The following is a 17,519-nucleotide window of genomic DNA, read 5'->3' as shown; positions in this document are numbered from 1 at the left end:
GGTCGGTGATAGAGGATTCGAACCTCTGACCCTCTGGTCCCAAACCAGATGCGCTACCAGGCTGCGCTAATCACCGATATTCGTTCTTTTGAACTTGCTGCTATAGCCTTTTCAAGCATTCCATTTTACTGGGCAACGGCGGCATATTCTAGAGATTTCCCGCTGCAGCGCAAGTGCTAGTTCAGGATTTTTGACTGACTGCGGCTTTTCTAGCCTAACTGTTGCATCACTGTCCGCAGTTATTCTTTTTTGGAATAAAAATTAGGCATTGCGTCTTTCTGTTGTTATTAAACCCAGCAGTAGACTGGGGGCATTCGTCGCAAAAGGAATGCCTCTGTGCCCCACGTTACCGTAAATCATGCCGATGTTGTCGCCCTTGAGCGCCCCACCATTGCCACTCATCCGGTGTTATTGGTTGGGGCAGGTCCCGGTGATCCCGGTTTGCTGACTTTACATGCCTTTAATGCCATCAATCAGGCCGAGGTGATCTTGCTGGACGCTCTGGTGGCCGATCCTATCCGAGCGTTAATACCTGCCCACATTGACGTGATAGAAGTGGGCAAACGCTGTGGTAAACACAGCATGGATCAGCGTCAAATCGAACGGATCATGGTGGCCAAAGCACGCGCGGGGGCCAAGGTGGTGCGGCTCAAAGGCGGCGATGCGATGATGTTTGGCCGAGTCGGTGAAGAGATGCTGGCACTGCAAGAGGCGGGATTAAACTATCAGGTGGTGCCGGGCGTTACTGCGGCCAGTGGCCTGAGTGCTTATGGGGCGATGCCGATGACCCACCGCGAGGTGGCACAGGGCGTAACGCTGATTACCGGCCACGGCAAGCAGGGGCGGGTAGAGGATTGGCGCCCCTTTGTGATTGCCGATCATACCTTGGTGATCTATATGGGGGTAAAACAAGCCGCGAGCATTCAACAGGGGTTACTCGCAGCAGGCATGAATCCGCAGATCCCAGTGGCGATTGTGGCGCAAGCCAGCCAAATCGAGCAGCAGCGAGTGGTCGGTACTTTGACGCAGTTAACTGAACTGGCACAAACCCCAGATCTGCCTAGCCCCGCGGCCATCATCGTGGGTGAGGTTGTGAAGTTTCACCAGCAGCTGGACTGGTTTTCGGCCGATCAAGCCCAGCTGGCATCCTTCGGCGCCAAGGTGGCTAAGCTGGCGATGTAATCGCGCAGGCTTTCCTCTTGCAGTAATCGGACAAGCTCTTGGCCGCTGTTGGTGAAACGCAGATAGCGCAGGTGCAAACGGCCATGCTTTGGCTGCAGCTGCAAGCGGCTGTTAAAAAATTTGAGGGTCATGGTAGTGGTGGGCAACCGTCCGGTTTCCAGCTCAACCGCATGCAAAATGCCCAGTTCTCGCAAGCTTAATACCGCCGAATAGGGCAAGCCAAAACCGCTGAGTGACAACTGTTCGCCGCGCCCAGGTAACAGCCCTGCGAGCGCGGGATCGCTGCGCCAGCCGGTGATAATGATTGGGCTGGGATCGTGATCCAAGCTGCAGCACAGCGCCACCGCACTCAGCAATAGCTGGGCGTCGCGGTGGTTCATCCGTTTTAAGGTTTCCAGTGCTTTTAAGCCAAAGCTGCGCGGTTGCGCCAGTTCGATGGTGAGGATCTTACCCCACAGTTGCTGCATCTTGGGGTTATGGATCTGCTCTGCCAGTTGTTGATACTGGTGCCACCAATCGGGATCCAATTCATGGCTGGCGATGTCGTTCTGACTGTCGCTGATGGCGTGTTTCAGCACCGCTTCCACATTAAGTTGGTACTGCTCTGCCAGTCTCGATTGCCGCTGTTTTATTCGCTCTTGCACACCACCACTGTCTTTGCCCAAGCCCAGATCGCGGCTCAGTAACATCACTGAGCTGCGGGTGCTGTTGCTTGACGATGAGCTTTTGGGGGCTTCAGAGTTGACCAGTTGATTCAAGAGCAGGCTCCGGCGACGGTTGAGGTTCTGCCACCAACTTTAACCTACTGAGTCCTTGCTCAAAAGTGGGGCCGATCATGCTATCGGCTGCAATGGCCATATAGGGGCCAATAATTGGCATCGAGAAGGCGCCACGCATGTGCCAGTGCACCTTAGTGCTGCCATTGTCTTGTTCAGTAAAGGTGATGCTGGCGGGGTTGGCGTGCTCAGCCCCATCGAAGAAGGCGTTGTATTGCACCCCAGTCTCTGGGCTGCTGGCGGTAATAACCAAGTGGCCACCGCCGCTGTTGTCTTGCCAGCGTTGATTGGCGCCAACCCCTGCACTGGGTTGGCCAACGGTAATGATGACGCTGGGATCCTGCTGCAGCCATGGGCTCCATTGTGGCCACTGATTAAGATCATCCACCAGCGGGTGGATCTGCGCTGGTGTGGCCGCTATCTGTATCTGCCGTTGCACCACAAAATCGTTGGGCAACAGTAACCCCATTGCGACAATGGTAAGCAGCAGTGCCAGCAAGACGTTGCGCAGTGTTTTCATCAGATCGCCCTCGTGCAGCAAGATAGCCACAGTGTAGACGGCGACAGCAGCAAGATGCGGCCGCAAAGGGCGGATCAACTGGGACGAATTACCGCACCAAGATAGGGCTGTTGCGGCGAAGGCGCTGATGGTACCGCCAAGCTCAACAGCAATGACGCCAGCGCAAAACTGGCACCGGTGTAGAACACCAAGCTGTGATCGTTAAGCCACACCAAGCCCAGCACTGCTGGGATGATCACCGCCGCAATATGGTTAATGGTAAAGCTGACCGAGGCGGTCGCGGCCATGTCGCGAGGATCGGCAATTTTCTGCAGGTAGCTTTGTAGGGCGATGGCCAAGGCAAACAACAGATGATCCAGCACATACAAGGTGCCAGCCTGCCAAGCTTCCTCTGCCACGCCGTAGCCAACAAACACCAAGATCAAGCCAAGGTATTCGGCAATCAACGCACGGCGTTCACCAATGCGTTTAATCAAGCGGCCGATGGCAGGGGCACAGAACAGATTGAAGAGGTAGTTAATGACAAACAGCGCGGTAATGTCGGTCACACTGAAGCCGAATTTCTCCACCATCAGGAAGCCCGCGAACACCACAAAGATCTGTCGCCGCGCCCCAGACAAAAACGTTAAGCCATAGTAGAGCCAATAGTCTTTACGCAGCAGCAGGTGTTTGTGCTGCACGGTGCCACCTTCAAACCGCGGGAACTTCCATACCAAGTAGCCAAGAAGGGCTAAACCGCTGCACCCTGCGGTTAAGTAGATCCACTCAAAACTTAACTCGAACCAGCTGATCCCAGCGTAGATCGCCCCATAAGCCAGCAGTGCTCCAGCGGCTTTGACGGATAGGGTTCGGCCTAAATACTCGGCGGTTTGGTCTTTGGGTAGCCACTGCAGGGTCAGTGACTGATTGATGGTTTCGTAATAATGAAAGCCAATGGACATCAACACGGTGGTGGCGTACAGGCCGTATTCGGTGGGGAAATAACCGGTCAGCGACACCCCTACGCACATCAGTGCTAATGCGGCCAAGGCCATCGTTTGTTCCCGCAACACCAACAGCACAAACACTGCGGTGAAGGCTAAGAAACCGGGGATCTCGCGCAGGGACTGCAGCATGCCAATTTGGGCGCCATCGAACTGGGCAACCTCAACCACAAAGTTGTTCAGCAGCGTGTTCCAGGTGGCGAACACCATCGACATGATAAATGTAAGGCCTAACAGCAGTCGGGCGGGAGGCGATAAGGGCATAGATCAGTCCAATTCAGGTCATTATGACAATGTAATGACGCCACTGTTAATCAATTCGCAACTGACTATACTTGAGGCATGAAACTGCATTTTATCATCTTTTGTTTTTGTACCCTGTTGCTGGGTTGCAGCAGCGTGACCGGTGTAGCCCCAGCCCCGAAAACGCTGTGGCATGACGAGGCGTTTGCGCAAACCCATGCGGTGCCAAGCGCTAAGCAAGTGTTTGCGCTAAGCCCGCAGATGCGGCGCACGGTCGGCAAGATGAAAGATCGTGATCATAGCGAATTAGCCAAATTTTTACGTCGTGATGGCGAGATAAGTTACGACAGCCGCAAAACCCTCAACGCCGCCGACACCTTTGCCCTACGCAGTGGCAATTGCATGTCGTTGGTGATCATGACCGCCGCTTTAGCGCGGGCAAACAATGTTGATTACCGCTATCAATTGGTGCAATCGCCACCGGTGTGGGATCGCCAAGGGGGGCTGTACCTGATCAACGGCCACGTGAATGTGCAGTTGATTGATGGTCGTAGCCGCAGTCAAATTGACGTTGCGACCTCTTCCACCACCATCGATTTTTTACCGGGTAATCAAATTCGCGGTTACGCGGTGAAGCCCCTGAATGAACAGCAACTGCTGGCGCGTTACTACAACAACCTGGCGGCTGAAGCGATGGTGGATCAGCAGTACGATTACGCGTATCAGTTGCTGAAAGCCGCCCACGCCACCGATCCAAACTATCAACAGATGTGGAACACGCTTGGGGTGCTGTATCGGCGTAAAGGCTTAGATCCCCAGGCGGAGAGCATCTACCGATTTGCCACTGAATTGCCACAAGTCAGCAACGATGCGCTGCATAATTTGGCGCTGCTGCTGGCCAGCCAAGATCGCCTGCAAGAGTGGCAACAGGTGCATGCCCGTTTAGAGCTGAACCGGATCCGTAACCCTTATTACTATTTTGATATGGGTGAAAGCGCTTATCGACGTGGTGAGTTTGGGGATGCGGTGCGTTACTTCAATAAGGCGTTGAAGCTGGCGGATTATCGCCATGAATTTCACTTTGGGCTCAGCCGCGCCTATTTCCGTAATGGGCAGTTGCGCCTGAGTGAACGTCATATGCAAAAAGCGGAACAGTTAGCGCCGCAGGATGAAAAACAGCGCTACCAACTGAAGCTGGCAGCGCTGCGTAAGCCGTCTTAACGTAAGTCAGACGCGATTAGGCGTTTTGATAACGCTCGGCAGAGCTCAAAATCTCAGCACGGGCGGCTTCAGCATCAGCCCAACCTTCAACTTTTACCCATTTGCCGCTTTCCAGATTTTTGTAGTGCTCGAAAAACTGGGTGATCTGTGCTTTCAGCAGCGCTGGCACATCGTCGATGTCGCGGATCTCATCGTACTCTTGCGATAGCTTGGTGTGCGGTACCGCGATGATTTTGGCGTCTTCGCCGGATTCATCGGTCATGTTCAATACCCCAACTGGGCGACAACGGATCACGCTGCCAGGCTGCAGTGGGTGTGGGGTTGGCACCAGTACATCAACCGGATCACCGTCTAATGACAGGGTGTGGTTAACGTAGCCGTAGTTGGCCGGGTAGAACATGGGTGATTTCATCAAGCGATCAACAAACAGCGCGCCGCTGTCTTTGTCTACTTCGTACTTGATGGGATCGTGATTGGCAGGGATCTCGATGATAACGTAGATATCATCAGGCAGGCTTTTACCCGCAGGTACATCATTTAGGCTCATGGACGTTTTCCTTGTTTAGAGCAATAAAATTGTGACCCAAGTATAACCCGCCTATTAACCGTTGGTTAATAGGCGGTAAGTATAACTTGTTCAATTACCGTAACTTCACTGTTACTTGTGGTAGCTGAGGCAGTGTTCTACTTCTTGCTTCGAGCCCAAAATTACCGCCACACGCTGGTGAATTTCCGTTGGCTCAATATCCAAAATGGTTTCATATCCGGTTGAGGCGATCCCGCCAGCCTGTTCCACCAACAAGGCCATTGGGTTGGCTTCGTACATCAAGCGTAACTTGAATGGCTTGGCTGGATTTTTGGTGTCTTGGGGGTAGGTGAAGATCCCGCCGCGGCTTAATACGCGGTGCACATCGCCCACCATCGCCGCAATCCAGCGCATGTTGAAGTTCTTTGCGCGTGGCCCTTCTTTGCCCAGCAGCAGATCGTGGATGTACTGCTGCATGGCAGGCTGCCAGAAGCGTTGGTTAGACATATTGATGGCAAACTCGGCGGTTTGCTCGGGCACGGTCACCTTGGCATCAACCAATTTGTACTGGTTGTCGCTTGGATCCAGGCTGAACATTAGGGTGCCGTTGCCGGTGGTCAGCGCCAACACGGTGGCTGGGCCATACAGCATGTAGCAGGCGGCCACTTGGTTGCGGCCCGGCTGCATAAAGGCGGCTTCACCGTCAACGCCATCTTGTGCAGGCAGAACCGAGAAAATGGTGCCAACCAATGAATTGATGTCGATGTTAGAAGAGCCATCGAGCGGATCAAAGCTCACTAAGAACTGGCCATCAGCGTGACCAGCAACAACGTAATCTTCCTCTTCTGACGCTAACGCCTTAACCAGCGGTTGTGCGGCCAGCTTGTCTTTGATCAGATCGTTGGCGATCACATCCAACTTTTTCTGCGTCTCACCTTGAACGTTTTCTGATTCAGTCGCGCCCAAGACACCGGCTAATGCGCCGCCGCGTACCAGTGCGCTGATCTCAACACCGCAGTCAGCCAAAGTAATAAGCAGCTGTTGCAGCTCAGTGGAGGTGTCGCTGTTACGGAGAAAATCACTCAGAGTTTGCATGGTCGCAGTCCTGTGAACTTATTGTTGGTAGGGAATAAAATTGGCGCAATGATAGCGAAATCGGACTGCAATTGCATGGCACCAATCTAGCCCTTAACGCAGCTTCAGTGCTGGCCACCATTGGCGCTGGCAACCCAGTCGCCACAGCTTGACTAACAACATCAGCCCCATGCCGCCAACCGCCAGATAGCAAGATCCCAACGCGACCGGTGGCGGCAGGAAAGTAAGGATCACCACAAATAGCACCACCCCCACCGGCCACATGTACCAACGACCAGAGGCTAAGCAGGCCAATAACAGGTAAGGGGCCACCACCGCAAACGCGGCAATGCAGACGTAGTAGAAGCTGATTTCAAACTCAGACATGGGCAACGCTCATTAAGTGGTATTTATAGTGCAAGTTTAAAGGCCGGTGGCGACAGCGGTTGTGATGTAGCGCAAAAAAGTCGGCGATTAGGCCGACTTTTTAGGAGGTTACTGGTGTTGCCAATGGCTTTAGGGGCTGACCGCTTTAGAACAGGGTCGCGCGATAGATAAACGCCAGCAGTGGCACACCAAGTGCGGGCAGCAGGTTCCATACCAGCGCGGGCACAGAGCTGGACTGGCCTTGGCGCAGTTGCTGCAACCCAACAACGGCGCCGATGGTGTTAGCCACATAACCCAAGAGCCCCATCACGGCGCCGATTATCATGGTCCAGCCGCCAATGCCTTGCATCATCTGCGCGGTTTCAGCGGCGCTGCTAACAAAGGCGTAAGGGGCAAAGGTAACCACAAAGCCTGCGAAGTACAGACCGAAGCCGGTCAGTGCCAATTTGCTGTCTTTTAACATGAACAAATTATCGAAATAGAAGAGATAGCCAGCAGTGTACCGAAAAGACCGCCCCAAGTGGGCGGCCCAGATCGCGCTCTGTTGATCCAATCCGTTTAGCGGCGACGCCACAGCACGGTTGCAATGCCCACCAAGGCCAGAATGAAGCAGTACCAGCCGTGCGCCACAACGCTTAACGGCGACAAACTGAACGTGGAAGCCAGCAGCAGGGCTTGGGCACCGTAGGGGATCAAGCCTTGCACAATGCAGGAGAACACATCCAAGCTGGCCGCGGCACGGCGTGGGGTTACCCCATGTTCGCGAGCCAACTGCTTGGCGATGGGACCAACCACAATCAACGAGACGGTATTGTTGGCTACGCACACGTTGGTGGCGGCCACTAAGGCACCCATGCCGAGTTCGGCGGCTTTCTCGTTGCGGCTGCTGCCAATCCATTTGGCGATGTGCTGGGTTAACCAGGCGATCCCGCCTTGTTGTTTCATCAGTGCCGCTAAGCCGCCAACCAGCATCGACAGCAAGAAGATCTCCTGCATGTTGCTGAAGCCTTGGTAGATGTCTTGGCCAAAGCGCATCAGATCGTAATTGCCTGCTAATAGCGCGGTTAAGCCGGCCAGCAGCACGCCGATGGTCAGCACGAGAAAAACGTTAACCCCAGCCACTGCCAGAACCAAAATCGCCAAGTATGGAAACACTTTGGTCAGTTCAATCTGCTGCGGCTCTAGTTGTACCGAGGTACCACTATTGAGCGCCAATAAGCCCATGGTGATCACCGCGGCGGGCAGGGCAACTCGCAGGTTTTCTCGAAACTTGTCTTTCATCTGCGCCCCTTGGGTGCGGGTGGCGGCAATGGTGGTGTCCGAGATGATCGACAGGTTGTCGCCGAAGATGGCACCGGAGAGCACCACTCCAGCCATCAGTGCGGGATCAAAGCCCGCTTGCTGGGCGATCCCAAAGGCGACCGGCGCCACCGCGGCAATGGTGCCCATTGAGGTGCCCATAGCTGTGGCGATAAAGGCGCTGATTAAAAACAGCCCCGGCAGCAGCAGACTGGCCGGGATCAGCGTTAATCCCAGAGCAACGGTTGCATCAACCCCACCGGTTGCCTTCGCGACGGCGGCAAAGGCGCCAGCCAAGAGATAGATTAAACACATGGCGATGATGTTGTGATCGCCAATCCCCTGCATGAAGGTTTCGATGGCGTCGTTCAGGCGCTGCTTGCTCAGTAATATGGCAACGATGATCGCCGGCAAAATGGCCACCACGGGCGACAATTTATAAAAGGCAAAATCCACCCCTTGGGATTGAAAATACACGCCAGCCCCCACAAACAGCAGCAGGTACAGCATCAACGGCAATAACGCCAATGGCGACTGGGCAGTGGGTGTGTGGGTGGTGGTCATAGTGCACTCTCAAACAACGGCGGCGATAACAGTGCGCGGTAAGTTACCGGAGTTCTAGATGGCTGTCAATTTAGACGTCTAAACGTCTTGGTGCTTGTGCGCTGCTCCGCACGAGGTCGGATCGTGTTTGCTGCTGCCGGTGTGGCTGCAATCGGGTAAACTTAGCCGACTTGCGAAACATGGAACCGGCAATGCACATTCATATTTTGGGGATCTGCGGCACCTTTATGGGGGGCCTAGCGCTGTTGGCGCGGCAGATGGGACATCAGGTCACGGGCTCTGACGCCAACGTTTACCCGCCAATGAGCACACAGTTGCAGCAGCAAGGGATCGAGCTGATCCAAGGCTACCAACCAAGCCAACTGGAACCCAGCCCCGATCTGGTGGTGATTGGCAACGCCATGAGCCGCGGCAATCCCTGTGTCGAGGCCGTGCTGGAGCGCGGCTTGGCGTACACCTCTGGGCCTCAATTTTTAGCCGAGCACATCCTGCCGGGCAAATGGGTGCTGGCGGTGTCGGGGACTCACGGCAAAACCACCACTGCCTCAATGCTGGCGTGGCTGCTGCAAGACAACGGCTTAAACCCCAGCTTTTTGATTGGTGGGGTGGTGCAAGAGTTTGGTCTGTCTGCGCGGTTAACCGACGATCCCTTCTTTGTGGTGGAAGCGGATGAATACGACAGCGCCTTTTTCGATAAGCGTTCTAAGTTCGTGCATTACCGCCCGCGCACCTTGGTGATCAACAACCTGGAGTTCGATCACGCCGACATTTTTGATTCGCTGCAAGACATTCAAAAGCAGTTCCACCACCTTTTACGGATGGTGCCCAGCAGTGGCCTGATCTTGCATCCCGGCGGAGAAGCCATTGAGCAAACCTTAGCGCTGGGCTGTTACAGCGAACAGCAACGCTTGGGCGACGACAACGATTGGCAAGTAAATAAAATCAGCGCCGATGGCAGTGTTTTTGAGGTGCTGCTTGGGGGCGAAGTGCAAGGGCGGGTGCAGTGGGATCTGATCGGGGATCACAATGTCAGCAACGCCTTGGCGGCACTGGCTGCGGCGCGCCATGTTGGGGTTCGCCCAGCGGATGGCATCGCCAGCTTGGCGCAGTTTCAAGGGCCGAAGCGGCGGATGGAACTGCGCGCCACAGTAAACGGCATTCAAGTTTTTGATGACTTTGCCCATCACCCGACCGCCATCCACACCACCTTAACCGGGCTACGGCACCGAGTGGGCGACCAAGGGCGGATCATCGCGATTTTAGAGCCGCGCTCCAACACCATGAAGCGTGGGGTGCATCAGCACAGCTTAGCGGCGTCGTTAACGCCGGCGGATCAAGCCTACATGCTGGCGCCGGATCAGGTGGATTGGGATGTGCACCGCGCCATGGCAGCAGGCACCACCCCCACCGAGGTGCTAAACAGCATCGATGCGATCATTACCGCCGTGGTGGCGAACAGCCGCCGCGACGATCAAATTGTGATCATGAGTAACGGCGGCTTTGGTGGCATTCATCAACGCCTGATTGAGCAATTAAAGGAACGTTATGCAAAAGCGTGAGCAAGCCATCACTTTGGCTTTTACCGGTGCCTCTGGCGCACCATATGGGCTGCGCTTATTAAGCTGTCTGCTAGAATCCGGCCGTACCGTTCACCTGATGATCTCCTCGGCTGCACGGGTCGTGCTAGCGGAAGAGGAAGGGATGAAACTGCCGGGGTCGCCGGAAGCCTGTGAACGGCTCCTCTCGGAGCGAATGCAGGCCAAACCTGGCCAGTTGCGGGTATACGGTAAAGAACAGTGGTTTTCCCCAGTGGCTTCGGGCTCGGGGGCGCCACGGCAGATGGTGATCTGCCCATGTTCAACCGGCACCTTAGCGGCTGTGGCTACCGGCATGAGCAACACCCTAATTGAACGCGCCGCTGATGTGGTGCTGAAAGAGCGCGGCCAGCTGCTGCTGGTGCCAAGAGAGACGCCGTTTAACAGCATCCATCTTGAGCACATGCTGAAGCTCAGCAATTTAGGGGCGGTGATCATGCCCGCGGCACCAGGCTTTTACCATCAGCCGCAATCGATTGCGGATCTGGTGGACTTTATGGTGGCGCGGATCCTCGATCATCTGCAAATAGAACATCACCTTAGCGCCCGCTGGGGCTACGGTAACCAAACTGAACCCAAAAACGCCGAAGGCTAATAATAATGAGCAAATTTAACGAACTGGATTACGAAGTGATGATCTCTGAACAAGAGATCAACGAGACGTTGGGCGAGTTGGCTGAGCAGATCAACCGCGATTATGCCGACGTAGACAACCTGCTGTTGGTTGGCTTGTTGAAAGGCTCCGTGGTGGTCATGACCGATCTGGCGCGCCGCTTAAAGGGCGACATCCATTTTGATTTCATGACCGCATCCTCTTACTACAGTGGCACGGAATCCAGCGGCGACGTGAAAATTGTGATGGATCTGGCTAACAGCATTCGTGGTCGTCACGTCTTGTTGGTGGAAGACATCATTGATACGGGTCGCACCCTGTCGAAAGTACGCGAACTGTTGCTATCCCGTGCGCCAGCCAGCCTGAAGATCTGTACCTTCTTGGATAAGCCATCACGCCGCATTGTTGAAGTGCCAGTGGATTACGTTGGCCGTGAAATTGAAGATGAATTTGTGGTGGGTTATGGCTTAGATTGCGCTGAAAGCTTCCGCCAACTGCCGTACATTGCCAAGGTTCACTTACCGTAACCCGTTGTCCTTGCGGTAAACAAAAAAAAGCCTCCATCTGGAGGCTTTTTTGATCCCATCAAGTTATCGCAGTGGCGTTAGCGGGCGTAACGGTTGTTGGGGAAGTTAGCGGCCAATACCGCCTTGGCGTTTTGGGCCAGGGTGTCTTGCTTCAGCTTCTGGTAAGAGATCACCATGATCTCCAGCGCGCGCTCAGTGGCTGGCGTGTCGCTGTATTTTTCCATGATGTTCTGAGCACGGTTAGCGGCGGCAACCCAAGTGTCTACCGTAACGTAGTATTCAGCCACAAGCAGATCGTGCTTTGCCAAGCGATTTTTCAACTGGCGCATACGCAGTTGAGCATCCGCGCTGTAGCGGCTGTTTGGGTACGCCTTAATCAGCTTTTCAAAGTCGCGGAAGGCTTCAATGGCGGAAGAGGGATCGCGGTCGCTGCGATCGATGCCTGCCAACTCGTGAAACAGATATTCATCAGACAACATGTTGGTTAAACCACGCATGTAGTAGACGTAATCGATGTCTTTGTGGGTTGGGTTTAAACGAATAAAGCGGTCGATATTTGCCAAAGCGTTGGCACTATCTTCTAACTTGTAATAAGCGAAGATCAGATCCAATTGCACCTGAGTTTTGTGTGCACCGAAAGGATAGCGGCTATCCAATGCCTCTAATACCTGAACGGCTTTGGTGAAGTTGCCCAGCTCCATGGCTTTACGCGAGTCTTCATACAACGCTTCTGGGGTCTTGTTTTCTACCTGATAAGCGCGAGCTTCATCCTTGGTGGTAGAGCAACCCGTAACCATGACAAGGCTGCCGATGGCTAACAATAAAGAACCGGTGAATTTACGCATGCGTGGTGTTGATCCCTAAACAGGCCGTGCTTGTTAACGGCAAAAAGCGATAAAATGCAGTTCGAGCGATTCTAACAGAACTGATAACGAATTCGAGCCTTTCCGGCCGCAGCCAGAGACTATGACGCAAAATATTGAATTAAAAGGAAACATTTCCGAATCCCAACTTGGGCAGCGACTCGATCAAGCGCTGGCGGAGTGTTTTCCAGACTACTCACGTAGTCGTATTAAAGAGTGGATCCTGGCACAAAAGGTTCAACTGAACGGTAAAATTGTGGCCAAACCGCGAGAAAAAGTGATGGGTGGCGAAGCTATTTTGATCAAAGCTGAGCTGGAAGAGGAAGTGTCTTCTCGCCCACAAGATATCCCGCTGGATGTGATCTACGAAGATGAAGACATCTTGGTGATCAACAAACCAACCGACTTTGTGGTGCACCCCGGTGCGGGCAATCATGACGGCACCATTTTGAATGCGCTGCTGCACCATTACCCAGAGATCGTCAACGTACCTCGTGCGGGGATCGTGCATCGCTTGGATAAAGACACCACCGGCTTGATGGTGGTGGCGAAAACCGTACCGGCGCAAACCCACCTGGTTACCCAGTTGCAAGCTCGTGAGATCACCCGTGAATACGAAGCGATCGCCTGCGGTTCAATGACCGCCGGTGGCACCGTGGATGAGCCAATTGGTCGTCACCCACAACGTCGTACCCACATGGCGGTAACCGAGCTTGGTTTGGGTAAACCAGCCATGACCCACTACCGAGTGAAAGAGAAGTTTCGTTCGCATACGCTGCTGCGCTTGCGCTTGGAATCGGGTCGAACTCACCAAATTCGCGTTCACATGGCGCACTTGGGTCACCCGCTGGTCGCCGATCCGCTCTACTTGGGGCGTCCTCGTCCGCTGCGTGGCGCTTCTGAAGAGTTGCGCGATACCATGCGTAACTTCGGTCGTCAGGCATTGCACGCAGCCATGTTGCAGTTAGAGCACCCGATCACCGGTCAGGTGATGCAGTGGCAAGCGCCTATCCCTGAAGACATGCAGCGCTTAACCGCTTTGTTGCGTGCTGATACCGCGGAAAAGGGCATGGATTACTGATGTGGTTAAGCCCCGATTGGCCCGCACCATCTAACGTGCTGGCGTTATCAACGGGCCGCTTTGGTGGTCAGTCTGATGGCATCTATCGTGGTTTAAACCTAGGTGATCACGTTGGCGATAACCTCGCCAACGTTGCTGCTAATCGGCAACGGCTATTGCAGCGCTTGCCTGCAGGCGCACAAATGCAATGGTTAGAGCAAGTGCACGGCACTCAAGTGGTCACGCTGCCTTGCCAATCGTTGCGACCTCAGGCCGACGCCAGCATTACCGCGCAAGCCAATCAGTTTTGCACGGTAATGACCGCCGATTGTTTGCCTTTGCTTATTTGCGATGCCGCCGGCAGCCAAGTGGCCGCGGTACACGCCGGTTGGCGTGGCCTACTTGATGGGGTGATAGAACAGACCCTGCAGCAATTTAGCGCCACGGCGGAATCGTTGTTGGTGTGGCTTGGCCCTGCCATTGGCCCCTCCTGCTTTGAAGTGGGGAGCGAGGTGCAGCAAGCGTTTGTCAGCCGCGATCCCAATGCGGCACACGCGTTTACCCCGCACCGAGATCGCTACTTTGCGGATCTCTACCAATTGGCTCGGCTGCGATTGCGTCACCAAGGTGTTACGGCCATCTACGGCGGACAACATTGCACCTACAGCGATCCCTCTCGTTTCTATTCCTATCGTCGTGATGGCCAAACTGGGCGTCAAGCCAGTGTGATTGGTTTACTGCCACCAGAACGCTCCCACGCTTGAAAAGCCGCTTGGCGATCCCCACTTAAGCGGTAGTAACGCAGTTGGGAGGAGCCACAGTATGCGCTTAGACCGAATGACCAATAAGTTCCAGCAAGCGATCAGCGAAGCGCAATCGTTGGCGTTGGGACAGGATCACCAATACATCGAACCAAGCCACATTATGGTGGCACTGTTGCAGCAGCAAGGCGGCAGCATTCGGCCGTTATTACAGCTGATCAAAGTCGATGCCAACCAACTGCAGCAGCAACTGCAACAGCGGCTAGAACGCGCGGCGAAAGTCAGCGGTAACAGCATTGATGTGCAGCTGTCGCGCGACACCATTCGCATCCTAAATCTGTGTGACAAGCTGTCGCAGCAACGCAACGAATCCTTTATCTCTTCAGAACTGTTTGTGCTGGCGCTCTTGCAAGCCAAGGGGGAAGTCGGGCAACTGTTGAGCCAACAAGGCGCAACCGAACAAAAGCTGGAGCAAGCGATCGCCTCGGTTCGAGGTGGTGCCAAGGTCGACAGTGCCGGTGCTGAGGATCAACGCCAAGCGTTAGGCAAATACACCGTGGATCTGAACGAACGCGCTGCGGCGGGTAAGTTGGATCCGGTTATTGGTCGCGACGATGAAATTCGCCGCACCATTCAAGTGTTGCAACGCCGCAGCAAAAATAATCCAGTATTGATTGGCGAGCCAGGAGTGGGCAAAACCGCCATTATCGAAGGCCTTGCCCAGCGCATCGTTAATGGCGAGGTGCCCGAAGGCTTAAAAGACAAGCGGGTTTTGTCCTTAGACATGGGCGCTCTGTTGGCGGGAGCCAAATACCGCGGGGAGTTTGAAGAGCGGTTAAAAGCGGTATTGCAGGAACTGTCCCAAGAAGAGGGGCGGGTGATCCTCTTTATTGATGAGCTGCACACCATGGTGGGTGCCGGTAAGTCGGACGGTGCCATGGACGCAGGCAACATGCTGAAACCGGCCTTAGCCCGTGGCGAGCTGCACTGCGTTGGAGCCACCACCTTAGATGAATATCGCCAGTACGTAGAAAAAGACGCGGCACTGGAACGTCGCTTCCAGAAGGTATTAGTGGATGAGCCATCGGTGGAAGACACCATCGCCATTTTGCGTGGCTTAAAGCAGCGATACGAATTGCACCATAATGTTGAGATCACCGATCCCGCTATTGTGGCCGCGGCCACCTTATCCCACCGCTATGTTTCGGATCGTAAGCTGCCAGATAAAGCCATCGATCTGATCGACGAAGCAGCGTCCAGCATCCGCCTCGACATCGACTCTAAGCCAGAATCCCTCGATCGGATCGAGCGCCGGATCATTCAGCTGAAACTGGAAGAGCAAGCGCTGCAAAAAGAAGCCGACGATGGCAGCCGCAAACGATTAGAAGCACTGCGGGCACAACTGCATCAGCTCGAACGTGAATTTGCCGAGCTGGACGAGATCTGGCGCGGCGAAAAAGCCGCATTGGCGGGCACTCACCATATTAAGGCTGAGCTTGAACAGGCTCGACAGGAGCTGGAAGTGGCGCGTCGTGCCTCGGACTTGCAAACCATGTCGGAACTGCAATATGGCCGCATACCGGATCTGGAAAAGCAGCTCGATTTGGCCACCCAAGCCGAGATGCAAGAGATGACCTTGCTGAAGAACAAAGTCACGGACGCGGAAATCGCCGAAGTGCTGGCCAAGGCGACGGGCATTCCCGTTGCCAACATGCTGGAAGGAGAGCGGGCGAAGTTACTGCGGATGGAGCAACAGCTGCACACTCGGGTTATTGGTCAAGCCGAAGCCGTGGATGCCGTATCCAACGCCATTCGCCGCAGCCGAGCTGGGCTCTCGGATCCAGACCAACCGATCGGCTCCTTCCTGTTCTTAGGGCCAACCGGTGTCGGGAAAACCGAACTCTCTAAAGCGTTGGCGCAATTCATGTTCGACACCGATGACGCCATGGTGCGGATCGACATGTCTGAATTTATGGAAAAGCATTCCGTTGCACGCTTGGTTGGTGCCCCCCCGGGCTACGTAGGGTATGAAGAGGGCGGCTATCTGACCGAAGCAGTGCGGCGCAAACCCTACTCGGTGATCCTGTTGGATGAAGTTGAAAAGGCGCACCCGGATGTTTTCAACATCTTATTGCAGGTGTTGGATGACGGCCGCCTTACCGATGGTCAGGGCCGCACCGTTGATTTTCGCAATACCGTCATCATCATGACCTCAAATTTAGGTTCAGAGCAGATCCAACAGCACCATGGTGAATTGGAATACACCGAACTGAAGCAGATTGTGAATGATGCCCTGTTGCAGCAGTTCCGGCCTGAATTCTTAAACCGTGTTGACGAAACCGTGGTATTCCACCCTCTGCAGGCACAGCAAATTGCCAGCATTGCAGACATCCAGTTACAAAAGCTTCAGCAGCGGTTAGCGCTGAAAGAGTATCAACTGCAACTCAGTCCCGAAGCGATTCAGTTGCTGGCCAGCGCCGGCTTCGATCCCGTCTATGGGGCACGGCCATTAAAGCGGGCGATTCAACAGCGCTTGGAAAATCCATTGGCTCAACAAATCCTTGCAGGCAAATTGCTGCCACAGCAACCCATCCATGTCTCGGTTGTTGCTGAGCAGCTCAGTTTTAGCCAGAGTAATTAACTCTGCCGCCCAGCGCGGTTCATGGGAAGTCAAACGCGGCCAAGAAGGCCGCGTTTCTGATCTGTCCTGCTGGCAGGGCCGCATAAGCACTGCTATTGGTTAACGGTGTACAGTTAATTGTGGTCGTAAAGAGGTGATCTCATGAAACTCGTTTTGGCACTTACTCTGACAATGACATCGTTTACCGCCACTGCCAGCTATCTTGGCGGCAGCAACTATTATCAAGCGGCCTTACAGGCACAACAGCAACAGCCCACAACGGTTTTGGCACAGGCTGACAGTGCCGAAGCATTGCAGCGCCAATTTGAAGTCGACCCCAGCCAAGATATCAACACACTACTGGCACGATCCCCCACTGCCGCAGGCAACCCCATTCGCATTGTCGAAAAGGTCGTAGTCGATAAATGCTATAGCAGCTGGCAAGCGCTAGCCTGCTCTACCAAGGTGGTTTATCAGATCGTCGAGTAGCGTTGCTGGTCTAACCAATAAGGAAAGTCGACAAACTCGGCTTTTTTTGTTCTTTTTATGGACTAATATTCTTGGTCTGTTCGCTTTGTCATCAGTCAGACATACAAATGCAAACTAAGGCTTGCGGTCGAAAAACCGATCCCTATAATGCGCATCTGTCGACGGGGCACAGCGGCTTACTGAGTAAGGCACTGAGCAACGAACAGACAGCTCGGA

Annotated in this window: 18 protein-coding genes and 1 tRNA gene; 9 read left to right on the top strand and 10 right to left on the bottom strand. The window is 54.3% G+C overall.

What is annotated here, in order from left to right; all coding sequences use genetic code 11:
• Positions 1–2 precede the first annotated feature (2 nt).
• Positions 3–76: transfer RNA gene (locus tag Q0796_RS17445), tRNA-Pro, on the bottom strand.
• Positions 77–336: 260 nt separating this feature from the next.
• Between Q0796_RS17445 and cobA the strand changes: the two genes are divergently transcribed.
• A complete protein-coding gene (cobA, locus tag Q0796_RS17440; protein ID WP_298445579.1) occupies positions 337–1,182 on the top strand; it encodes a uroporphyrinogen-III C-methyltransferase in 846 nt (281 codons plus the stop codon).
• Here cobA and Q0796_RS17435 read toward each other — a convergent pair.
• From Q0796_RS17435 to Q0796_RS17425, 3 genes are all read right to left on the bottom strand, one after another.
• Complete coding sequence (locus Q0796_RS17435) at positions 1,131–1,940, bottom strand: TIGR03899 family protein (RefSeq protein ID WP_298445578.1); 810 nt, start codon at positions 1,938–1,940, stop codon at positions 1,131–1,133. The two genes, cobA and Q0796_RS17435, sit on opposite strands and share 52 nt — an antisense overlap.
• Positions 1,918–2,478, bottom strand: coding sequence for an SRPBCC family protein (locus Q0796_RS17430; RefSeq protein ID WP_298445576.1), 561 nt, complete (start codon positions 2,476–2,478; stop codon positions 1,918–1,920). The genes Q0796_RS17435 and Q0796_RS17430 overlap by 23 nt, the downstream gene beginning before the upstream one ends.
• Before the next feature lie 74 nt (positions 2,479–2,552).
• A complete protein-coding gene (locus tag Q0796_RS17425; protein ID WP_363322325.1) occupies positions 2,553–3,725 on the bottom strand; it encodes an MFS transporter in 1,173 nt (390 codons plus the stop codon).
• Between the two features lie 78 nt (positions 3,726–3,803).
• Between Q0796_RS17425 and Q0796_RS17420 the strand changes: the two genes are divergently transcribed.
• Entirely contained in the window at positions 3,804–4,925 is a 1,122-nt protein-coding gene (locus tag Q0796_RS17420) for a tetratricopeptide repeat protein (protein ID WP_298445570.1), read from the top strand.
• 16 nt (positions 4,926–4,941) lie between these two features.
• On the opposite strand, the gene ppa is transcribed toward Q0796_RS17420, so the two are convergent.
• The 5 genes from ppa to Q0796_RS17395 all read right to left on the bottom strand — a co-directional run bounded on the left by ppa (position 4,942) and on the right by Q0796_RS17395 (position 8,775).
• Positions 4,942–5,472, bottom strand: a complete 531-nt coding sequence (gene ppa / locus Q0796_RS17415; RefSeq protein ID WP_298445568.1) for an inorganic diphosphatase — start codon at positions 5,470–5,472, stop codon at positions 4,942–4,944.
• Between the two features lie 111 nt (positions 5,473–5,583).
• A complete protein-coding gene (locus tag Q0796_RS17410) occupies positions 5,584–6,546 on the bottom strand; it encodes a class 1 fructose-bisphosphatase (protein ID WP_298445565.1) in 963 nt (320 codons plus the stop codon).
• A gap of 93 nt (positions 6,547–6,639) precedes the next feature.
• Positions 6,640–6,912, bottom strand: coding sequence for a hypothetical protein (locus tag Q0796_RS17405; RefSeq protein ID WP_298445562.1), 273 nt, complete (start codon positions 6,910–6,912; stop codon positions 6,640–6,642).
• Between the two features lie 145 nt (positions 6,913–7,057).
• Positions 7,058–7,375: a hypothetical protein gene (locus Q0796_RS17400; RefSeq protein ID WP_298445559.1), complete on the bottom strand. Its 318-nt coding sequence runs from the start codon at positions 7,373–7,375 to the stop codon at positions 7,058–7,060.
• Between the two features lie 95 nt (positions 7,376–7,470).
• A complete protein-coding gene (locus Q0796_RS17395; protein ID WP_298445557.1) occupies positions 7,471–8,775 on the bottom strand; it encodes a Na+/H+ antiporter NhaC family protein in 1,305 nt (434 codons plus the stop codon).
• A gap of 191 nt (positions 8,776–8,966) precedes the next feature.
• Here Q0796_RS17395 and mpl point away from each other — a divergent pair, with 191 nt between their 5' ends.
• Genes mpl through hpt form a run of 3 tightly spaced genes read left to right on the top strand, consistent with a single transcriptional unit; the run spans position 8,967 to position 11,510 of the window.
• The gene (gene mpl, locus Q0796_RS17390) at positions 8,967–10,334 is read left to right on the top strand and encodes a UDP-N-acetylmuramate:L-alanyl-gamma-D-glutamyl-meso-diaminopimelate ligase (RefSeq protein WP_298445554.1); all 1,368 of its coding nucleotides are present in this window, start codon (positions 8,967–8,969) and stop codon (positions 10,332–10,334) included.
• The gene (locus Q0796_RS17385; RefSeq protein WP_298445552.1) at positions 10,321–10,965 is read left to right on the top strand and encodes a flavin prenyltransferase UbiX; all 645 of its coding nucleotides are present in this window, start codon (positions 10,321–10,323) and stop codon (positions 10,963–10,965) included. Before mpl ends, Q0796_RS17385 begins: the two co-directional genes overlap by 14 nt.
• A 5-nt stretch (positions 10,966–10,970) precedes the next feature.
• Positions 10,971–11,510, top strand: a complete 540-nt coding sequence (gene hpt, locus Q0796_RS17380; RefSeq protein ID WP_298445549.1) for a hypoxanthine phosphoribosyltransferase — start codon at positions 10,971–10,973, stop codon at positions 11,508–11,510.
• A 77-nt stretch (positions 11,511–11,587) separates the two neighbouring features.
• Here the strand turns inward: hpt and Q0796_RS17375 are convergent, their stop codons facing one another.
• Positions 11,588–12,355 carry an outer membrane protein assembly factor BamD gene (locus Q0796_RS17375; RefSeq protein ID WP_298445547.1) on the bottom strand — a complete coding sequence of 256 codons (768 nt, stop codon included), beginning with the start codon at positions 12,353–12,355 and terminating at the stop codon, positions 11,588–11,590.
• Positions 12,356–12,476: 121 nt separating this feature from the next.
• On the opposite strand from Q0796_RS17375, the gene rluD reads away from it, so the two are divergent.
• The 4 genes from rluD to Q0796_RS17355 all read left to right on the top strand — a co-directional run bounded on the left by rluD (position 12,477) and on the right by Q0796_RS17355 (position 17,303).
• Entirely contained in the window at positions 12,477–13,454 is a 978-nt protein-coding gene (gene rluD, locus Q0796_RS17370) for a 23S rRNA pseudouridine(1911/1915/1917) synthase RluD (protein WP_298445545.1), read from the top strand.
• Positions 13,454–14,197: a peptidoglycan editing factor PgeF gene (gene pgeF / locus Q0796_RS17365; protein WP_298445542.1), complete on the top strand. Its 744-nt coding sequence runs from the start codon at positions 13,454–13,456 to the stop codon at positions 14,195–14,197. The genes rluD and pgeF overlap by 1 nt, the downstream gene beginning before the upstream one ends.
• A gap of 58 nt (positions 14,198–14,255) precedes the next feature.
• Entirely contained in the window at positions 14,256–16,835 is a 2,580-nt protein-coding gene (clpB, locus tag Q0796_RS17360; protein ID WP_298445540.1) for an ATP-dependent chaperone ClpB, read from the top strand.
• A gap of 141 nt (positions 16,836–16,976) precedes the next feature.
• Complete coding sequence (locus Q0796_RS17355; RefSeq protein WP_298445538.1) at positions 16,977–17,303, top strand: hypothetical protein; 327 nt, start codon at positions 16,977–16,979, stop codon at positions 17,301–17,303.
• Positions 17,304–17,519: the final 216 nt, after the last annotated feature.

The organism is uncultured Ferrimonas sp., assembly GCF_947489035.1.
GTDB lineage: Bacteria > Pseudomonadota > Gammaproteobacteria > Enterobacterales > Shewanellaceae > Ferrimonas.
The sequence above is the reverse complement of the archived record's forward strand: the minus strand, read 5'-3'. Positions and strand labels throughout refer to the sequence as shown.

What these genes read in the sequence shown, in the direction of transcription:
- Q0796_RS17385 (WP_298445552.1), top strand. Translation starts at nt 10,321, where the DNA reads ATGCAAAAGCGTGAGCAAGCCATCACTTTGGCTTTTACCGGTGCCTCT.
- Q0796_RS17410 (WP_298445565.1), bottom strand. Translation starts at nt 6,546, where the DNA reads ATGCAAACTCTGAGTGATTTTCTCCGTAACAGCGACACCTCCACTGAG.
- Q0796_RS17420 (WP_298445570.1), top strand. Translation starts at nt 3,804, where the DNA reads ATGAAACTGCATTTTATCATCTTTTGTTTTTGTACCCTGTTGCTGGGT.
- mpl (WP_298445554.1), top strand. Translation starts at nt 8,967, where the DNA reads ATGCACATTCATATTTTGGGGATCTGCGGCACCTTTATGGGGGGCCTA.
- clpB (WP_298445540.1), top strand. Translation starts at nt 14,256, where the DNA reads ATGCGCTTAGACCGAATGACCAATAAGTTCCAGCAAGCGATCAGCGAA.
- Q0796_RS17405 (WP_298445562.1), bottom strand. Translation starts at nt 6,912, where the DNA reads ATGTCTGAGTTTGAAATCAGCTTCTACTACGTCTGCATTGCCGCGTTT.
- Q0796_RS17355 (WP_298445538.1), top strand. Translation starts at nt 16,977, where the DNA reads ATGAAACTCGTTTTGGCACTTACTCTGACAATGACATCGTTTACCGCC.
- Q0796_RS17430 (WP_298445576.1), bottom strand. Translation starts at nt 2,478, where the DNA reads ATGAAAACACTGCGCAACGTCTTGCTGGCACTGCTGCTTACCATTGTC.
- ppa (WP_298445568.1), bottom strand. Translation starts at nt 5,472, where the DNA reads ATGAGCCTAAATGATGTACCTGCGGGTAAAAGCCTGCCTGATGATATC.
- Q0796_RS17400 (WP_298445559.1), bottom strand. Translation starts at nt 7,375, where the DNA reads ATGTTAAAAGACAGCAAATTGGCACTGACCGGCTTCGGTCTGTACTTC.
- Q0796_RS17425 (WP_363322325.1), bottom strand. Translation starts at nt 3,725, where the DNA reads ATGCCCTTATCGCCTCCCGCCCGACTGCTGTTAGGCCTTACATTTATC.
- Q0796_RS17395 (WP_298445557.1), bottom strand. Translation starts at nt 8,775, where the DNA reads ATGACCACCACCCACACACCCACTGCCCAGTCGCCATTGGCGTTATTG.
- hpt (WP_298445549.1), top strand. Translation starts at nt 10,971, where the DNA reads ATGAGCAAATTTAACGAACTGGATTACGAAGTGATGATCTCTGAACAA.
- rluD (WP_298445545.1), top strand. Translation starts at nt 12,477, where the DNA reads ATGACGCAAAATATTGAATTAAAAGGAAACATTTCCGAATCCCAACTT.
- Q0796_RS17375 (WP_298445547.1), bottom strand. Translation starts at nt 12,355, where the DNA reads ATGCGTAAATTCACCGGTTCTTTATTGTTAGCCATCGGCAGCCTTGTC.
- pgeF (WP_298445542.1), top strand. Translation starts at nt 13,454, where the DNA reads ATGTGGTTAAGCCCCGATTGGCCCGCACCATCTAACGTGCTGGCGTTA.